The organism is Streptomyces sp. NPDC020884 (genome assembly GCF_044333935.1).
GTDB lineage: Bacteria > Actinomycetota > Actinomycetes > Streptomycetales > Streptomycetaceae > Streptomyces.
The window spans coordinates 227284-233212 of the sequence record NZ_JBIRRY010000012.1 but is presented as its reverse complement, the minus strand read 5'-3'; the positions used below and the strand labels follow the sequence as shown (position 1 = coordinate 233212).

The following is a 5929-nucleotide window of genomic DNA, read 5'->3' as shown; positions in this document are numbered from 1 at the left end:
CGACGGCACGACCGGTGCCGCGTAGTCCGCGCAGCACGACACAGCACGACTGTCTGGAGTGACCTCAATGCCGGCTTCTGACGGGCTCCCCGGGGATGCCCGGGACCTGTACGCCGCCTTCCTCCCCGCGACGGAGGAGGCCGCCCCGGCCCGCTTCCCGCGAGCCTCCGTCCCGCCTTCCGCCCGCCCGCCGGCGGCCGTCGCGGCAGGCGAACCGGGCTTCCCGGCCCCGCCCGCGGACATCCTCGCGGCGGCCCGCAGCACGCCCGAGCACTGGCTGTCGGTGACCGACCGGCACTGGCTCGGCGAGAGCGACGACGAGTCCCCGCCCCCGTGGGCCGTGCTCGGCCGTTGGCGCAGCGACGAGCGGGGCGAGATCGTCGCGTGGGAGGCCAATCCGGACTACCGGCCGTCGCCCGCCGCGCTCGGCTGGCCCCCGCCGGTCAGTGACGCCGACGCCGCCGTCCATCTGGCCGCCACCGGGTACGGACCGGATGCGGATGTGGCCGACGCCCTCGCGCAGGCCGGGACCGTCGCCGTGTGCGTGGGCCAGGACGGGCGACCGGCATCGACGCGGACCCCTGGCGGAACGCACGCGGTCCCGGTCTTCCCGGAGTCGCCGCGGGCACGGGCGGACCGCCTGCCCGCCCATGTGATGATGACGCTTCCCGAACTCCTCCACCGGTTGCCGGAGGGCCGGAACGTACTGTTCCTCAGCTCGTCCGCCCCGGCGGCCCTGCTCGTCCGCGCGGACGAGCTCCGGGCCCGGTGGGAGGAGACGGCGGGCGAGCAGGCGCCGGGAACCCCCGCCCGGACCGGCGGACGCCCGAGCACGGAATCAGGCACCCCCAGCGAACGAGGACACGATGAGTGAGCCCGGCACCGAGGCCCCTGCCTTCTCCCCGGTGGACCCCCCGCCGCCGGAGGAGTTCGTCGAGGCCGCCCGGCTCGCGCCCGACCACTGGCTCTATCTGACCGACCCCGCCTGGCGGGGCGAGGGCCCGCCACCGGAGTGGGCCGTCATCGGTCAGTGGCGCTCCGATTCCACCGGCGAGATCGTCGAGTGGGAGGACAACCCGGAGTACCGCCCGTCGCCGGAGGCGATGGGGTGGCCCGAGCCCGCGGACGAGGTGGACCGCGCCGTCCAGCTCGCCACCACCGGATACGGCCCCGCCGAGGACGTCACCGCGGCACTGGCCGGGGCCCAGGTCGCGGTGCCGGTCACCGCGGACGGGGAGCCGGTGAGCGCGTCGGCGCCCGACGGCACGGCGGTGGTCCCCGTCTACACCTCCCCGCGTTACCTCCGCGGCCTGGGGCAGCTGGCATCCGTGACGCTCCCGTTCACGGAGCTGCTGGCCCGCATCCCCGCCGGACACAGCCTCAGCCTCAACAGTTCGGCCCCGGTCAGCATGGTGCTGACGACGGAAGGCCTCGCGGACGCGCTGGCGGAAGCGGCGGAGGAGACCACGGCCCCGACCCTCTCGTAGCGTCGGCGACTGCCCGGCCGCCCATGAACTGCGGCCCCCCTGTCCCACGGCTACGCTCGAAAAATGGAAGACAGCGGAGCCCGGATCGCGGCCATCAGCACACCGAGGGCCCGTGTCCGCCGTCTCGACGCCCATGAGTGGGTCCGGGACGTCTCCGTCCGGCGCGGGCACCGCCGGCGGTGCGTGCTCACCCCCATCAGCCCTGCTGCGACGACGGCCCCGCCGGCCGCCGCATGAGCCGGACGACCGACGCCGCCCACCGGAGGAGACGCCTCGGCTACCCGGCCGCGGCGGCCGTCTTCGCCATCGGCATGGCGGGCACGACACTGCCCACCCCGCTGTACGGCCTCTACCGGGAACAGCTCGGCTTCTCCGAACTGATGGTGACGGTGGTGTTCGCCGTCTACGCCCTGGGCGTGATCGCCACGCTGCTGCTCGCCGGGAACGTCTCCGACGAGGCGGGGCGACGGCCCGTTCTCCTGGCCGCCCTGGGCTTCTCGGCGGCCAGCGCCCTGTGCTTCCTCTTCGAGGGAGGGCTCCCGGCCCTCTTCGCCGGCCGCCTCCTCTCGGGGTTCGCCGCCGGACTGCTGAGCGGCGCGGCGACCGTCACGGTGATGGAACTGGCCCCGCCGGGGCGCGCGGCGAGGGCCGGGCTGGCCGCGACCGCCGCGAACATGGGCGGCCTGGGCTGCGGCCCGCTCCTGTCCGGGCTGCTCGCCGAGTACGCGCCCTGGCCCCTGCGGCTCCCCTTCGTCGTGCACCTGGCGCTGATCGTCGTGGCGGCCGGGCTGACCTGGTACCTCCCCGAGACGGTCGCCTCCTCCCGGGTACGGGGTCTGCGGCTGCGGCCGCAGGGACTGGCGGTGCCGCCCGAGGTGCGCGGCGTGTTCGCCGCTTCGGCGCTGGCCGCCTTCGCCGGGTTCTCCCTGCTGGGTCTCTTCACGGCGGTCGCCCCCGCGTTCGTGGCCGAGACGCTCGACGTGCACAACCTGGCGCTGACCGGACTCGTCGTCTTCTCCGTCTTTCTCGCCTCGACGGCCGGGCAGGCGCTCATGGGACGGGTCGGCGAGCGCCGGGCCCTGCCGGGCGGCTGTTTCGTCCTGGTCGCCGGACTGGTGCTGGTCGGGGCCTCGTTGCTGTCCGCCTCGCTGCCTCTGCTCGTCGCGGGGGCCCTGTGCGGCGGTCTCGGCCAGGGGCTGGCGTTCCGGGGAGCGGTGACGGCGATCAGCGCGGCGGCGCCGCCCGAGCACCGGGCCGCGACCGTGTCCGCGTTCTTCGTCATCGCCTACCTGGGCATCTCCCTGCCCGTCGTCGGCGTCGGCGCCCTCACTCTGGGCATCGGCCTCAGGAACGCGGGGCTGACCTTCTCCGGCTGTGTGCTGGTCCTCGCCCTGGGCGTCGGCCTGTACCTGGCGCGGCGGCCGCCCGTGCCCCGTTGACGTACGCGCCCACGGGCTGACGCACGAGCCCCTCCGTCCACGTACGCGAAAAACCCTTGCCGACGCCGCCGATCATGGTGCGAGACTGGCCCCGTGGACACAGAGACGCGCTTCCGGCAGACGGTCATCTCCTGGGCCGCGGGCGACGGCGACGCGCCGGCGCCCCCCGAGGCCGGGGCCGCCCGTGAGCTGGCGGCCGACCTCGGCCTGCGCACCGTGGTGCTCGTCGAGGGGGTCAGCGACCGCGCCGCCGTGGAGGCGCTGGCCGAACGGCAGGGGCGCACCCTGGCCGCCGAGGGCGTCGTGGTCGTGCCGCTCGGCGGCGCCACCAGCATCACCCGCTTCCTGCGCCTCCTGGGACCCGACGGGCTCGACGTCCGCCCTGCCGGTCTCTGCGACGCGGCGGAGCAGCGTTTCTTCCTCCAGGGCCTGGAGCGGACCGGGTTCGGCGCCGCTCTCGCCCCCGACGACCTGGAGACGCTGGGCTTCTTCACCTGCCACGCCGACCTCGAGGACGAGCTGATCCGGGCGCTCGGCACCGACGGCGTCCAGCAGGTCATCGAGGACCAGGGCGACCTGCGCACCTTCCGGACCTTCCAACGGCAGCCCGCCCAGCGGGAGCGGACCATCGAGGCGCAGCTGCGGCGTTTCATGGGAACCATCGGCGGCCGCAAGGAGCACTACGCCCGCGCCCTGACCGGATCCCTTGACCTCACCCGCCTGCCCCGACCGCTGGACGGGCTCCTCACCGACCTCTGACCCCCGGCCGTGGCCCGCTCTCAGCGCTGGGCGAGGCTGGAGCGGCGCACCACCAGCTCCGGCTGGAGCACCACCCGGCGGTGCTCGTGGGGCACTTCCGCCGCCCCGGTCTCCTCCAGGAGCAGACCCGCCGCCAGCGCCCCCATGGTCGCCGCCGGCTGCCGTACGGAGGTGAGCGGCACAGCGGCGGCCGCCGCGAACTCGATGTCGTCGTACCCCACCAGGGCCAGCTCGCCGGGGACGGAGACCCCGGCGGCGAACAGGGACTGGAGCACGCCCAGGGCGAGCAGGTCGTTGGCGCAGAACACGGCGGTCGGACGGTCGGAGAGCCCCAGCAGCCGGGCCCCCGCGTCCCGGCCCGCCGCCACGTCGAGCCGTTCCGTGGGCAGCTCCCGCAGGGCGTCCGGTCCCAGGCCCGCCTCGGCGAGTGCGGCGAGCGCGCCCGTACGGCGGTCCCGGACCTGGTTGAAGCCGGGCGGCCCACTCACGTACGCGATGGAGCGGTGCCCGGCGTCCAGCAGATGCCGTACGGCCAGGGCCCCGCCCGCCACGTCGTCGACCGACACCGAGCACTCGGTGGTGCCCTCGGCGACCCGGTCGACGAGGACGAACGGGATGGCGTGGCGCCGGAACGCCTCGATGTTGCGCCCGGTCGCGTCGGCGGGGGTGAGCAGCACGCCCCGGACCCGTTGCTCCGCGAAGAGCGACAGATACTCCGCCTCCTCGCCGGGGCTCTGCGCGCTGTTGCAGACCATGACGCCGAGCCCCGCCTCGCGCGCGGCCCGCTCGGCGCCGCGCGCGACGTCCACGAAGAACGGGTTGCCCATGTCGAGGACGAGCAGCCCCATGATCCGGCTGCGCCCCGCCCGCAACTGCCGCGCCGACTCGCTGCGGACGTAGCCGAGGCGGTCGATCGCCGACAGGACGCGGGCCCGGGTGTCGGGGCCGACCGTGTCCGGGCGGTTGATGACGTTGGAGACCGTGCCCACCGATACTCCGGCGACCCGGGCCACGTCCTTGATACCCACCGACCGGGCCATCAGACGGAGACCTCCAGAGGGGCGAGGGACGCGGATCGAGCCCTCAGCCTATCCGCGTGCATCAGAAGTCGAAGTCGTCGATGTTGTCCTTGTCGAACACCGTCGGCTTGCCGAGGCTGACCACCCCGTCCTTGCCGATCGTGTACGTGCCCAGCTCGCCCGCCTCGAAGGTCTGGCCCTCCTTGCCGGTGATCTGCCCGGAGGCCAGGGCGATCGAGGTGTGGCCGGCCAGTTCGCCGAGCTTGGCCGGGTCCCACAGCTCGAACGCCTCGACCGTGCCGTTCTTCACGTACGAGCGCAGGTCGTTGGGGGTGCCCAGACCGGACAGCTTCACCTTGCCCCGGTACTTCGAACCGGACAGGTACTGCGCCGCCGCCTTGATGCCGACCGTGGTCGGCGAGACGATCCCGGCGAGCTTCGGGTACTCCTGCAACAGCCCCTGCGTCTGCTGGAAGGACTGCTGGGCGTCGTCGTTGCCGTACGCCACCTTCACCAGCTTCACGTCCTTGTACTTCGGGTCCTTCAACTCGTCCTTCATGTAGTCGATCCACAGGTTCTGGTTCGTCGCGGTCTGGGCGGCGGACAGGATCGCGATCTCGCCCTTGTACCCGATCTGCTCGGCGAGCAGCTGGACCTGGGTCCGGCCCAGGTCCTCCGCGCCGGCCTGCGAGATGAACACGTTGCGGCAGTCGGTCTTGGTGTCGGAGTCGTAGGTGACGACCTTGACGCCGTTCTTCATGGCCTGCTTGAGCGCGGTGCACAGCGCGCCCGGGTCCTGAGCGGACACGGCGATGGCGTCGACCTGCTGCTGGGTGAGGGTGTTGACGTAGGAGACCTGGCCCGAGGTGTCGGTGGCGCTGGTCGGCCCGACCTCCTTGAAGGTGGACCCCAGGCCCTCGACGGCCTTCTGCCCGCCCTTGTCGGCGGTGGTGAAGTAGGGGTTGTTGACCTGCTTGGGCAGGAAGCCCACGGTCAGGCCCTTCTTGGTGGGCGCGTCCGGGTCCGCCTCACCGGCCGAGGCGGCCGAACCGCTCCCCTCCTTCACATCGCTCTTGGTGGTGCCCCCGCAGGCGGTGACGGCGAGCGCGAGGGAGGTGACGGCCGCGAGGGCCGCACAGGTGCGGCGGATCGATGACGTACGCATGGCAGGGGTCCTTTGCGGAAGGGGGCGTGGTTACGGAGCCGGGGCGTGGTTACGGAGCCG

At 73.5% G+C, this 5929-nt stretch carries 7 protein-coding genes; 5 read left to right on the top strand and 2 right to left on the bottom strand.

Annotation, left to right across the window (positions count from 1 at the left end):
- Positions 1-67: 67 nt before the first annotated feature.
- The 5 genes from ACH4UK_RS32795 to ACH4UK_RS32775 all read left to right on the top strand — a co-directional run bounded on the left by ACH4UK_RS32795 (position 68) and on the right by ACH4UK_RS32775 (position 3685).
- Positions 68-874 (top strand): type VII secretion system-associated protein, encoded by an 807-nt coding sequence (locus ACH4UK_RS32795; protein WP_398362244.1) that lies wholly within the window; start codon positions 68-70, stop codon positions 872-874.
- Complete coding sequence (locus ACH4UK_RS32790) at positions 867-1487, top strand: type VII secretion system-associated protein (protein ID WP_398362242.1); 621 nt, start codon at positions 867-869, stop codon at positions 1485-1487. The genes ACH4UK_RS32795 and ACH4UK_RS32790 overlap by 8 nt, the downstream gene beginning before the upstream one ends.
- Before the next feature lie 63 nt (positions 1488-1550).
- Positions 1551-1724, top strand: coding sequence for a hypothetical protein (locus tag ACH4UK_RS32785; protein ID WP_398362240.1), 174 nt, complete (start codon positions 1551-1553; stop codon positions 1722-1724).
- The gene (locus ACH4UK_RS32780; protein ID WP_398362238.1) at positions 1721-2926 is read left to right on the top strand and encodes an MFS transporter; all 1206 of its coding nucleotides are present in this window, start codon (positions 1721-1723) and stop codon (positions 2924-2926) included. Before ACH4UK_RS32785 ends, ACH4UK_RS32780 begins: the two co-directional genes overlap by 4 nt.
- A 93-nt stretch (positions 2927-3019) precedes the next feature.
- Positions 3020-3685, top strand: coding sequence for a TOPRIM nucleotidyl transferase/hydrolase domain-containing protein (locus tag ACH4UK_RS32775; protein WP_398362236.1), 666 nt, complete (start codon positions 3020-3022; stop codon positions 3683-3685).
- Between the two features lie 20 nt (positions 3686-3705).
- Here the strand turns inward: ACH4UK_RS32775 and ACH4UK_RS32770 are convergent, their stop codons facing one another.
- Both ACH4UK_RS32770 and rhaS read right to left on the bottom strand, forming a co-directional pair.
- Complete coding sequence (locus ACH4UK_RS32770; protein WP_398362234.1) at positions 3706-4725, bottom strand: LacI family DNA-binding transcriptional regulator; 1020 nt, start codon at positions 4723-4725, stop codon at positions 3706-3708.
- Positions 4726-4786: 61 nt separating this feature from the next.
- On the bottom strand, positions 4787-5869 hold the full coding sequence (gene rhaS / locus ACH4UK_RS32765; RefSeq protein ID WP_398362232.1) for a rhamnose ABC transporter substrate-binding protein: 1083 nt from the start codon (positions 5867-5869) through the stop codon (positions 4787-4789).
- Between the last annotated feature and the right edge of the window lie 60 nt (positions 5870-5929).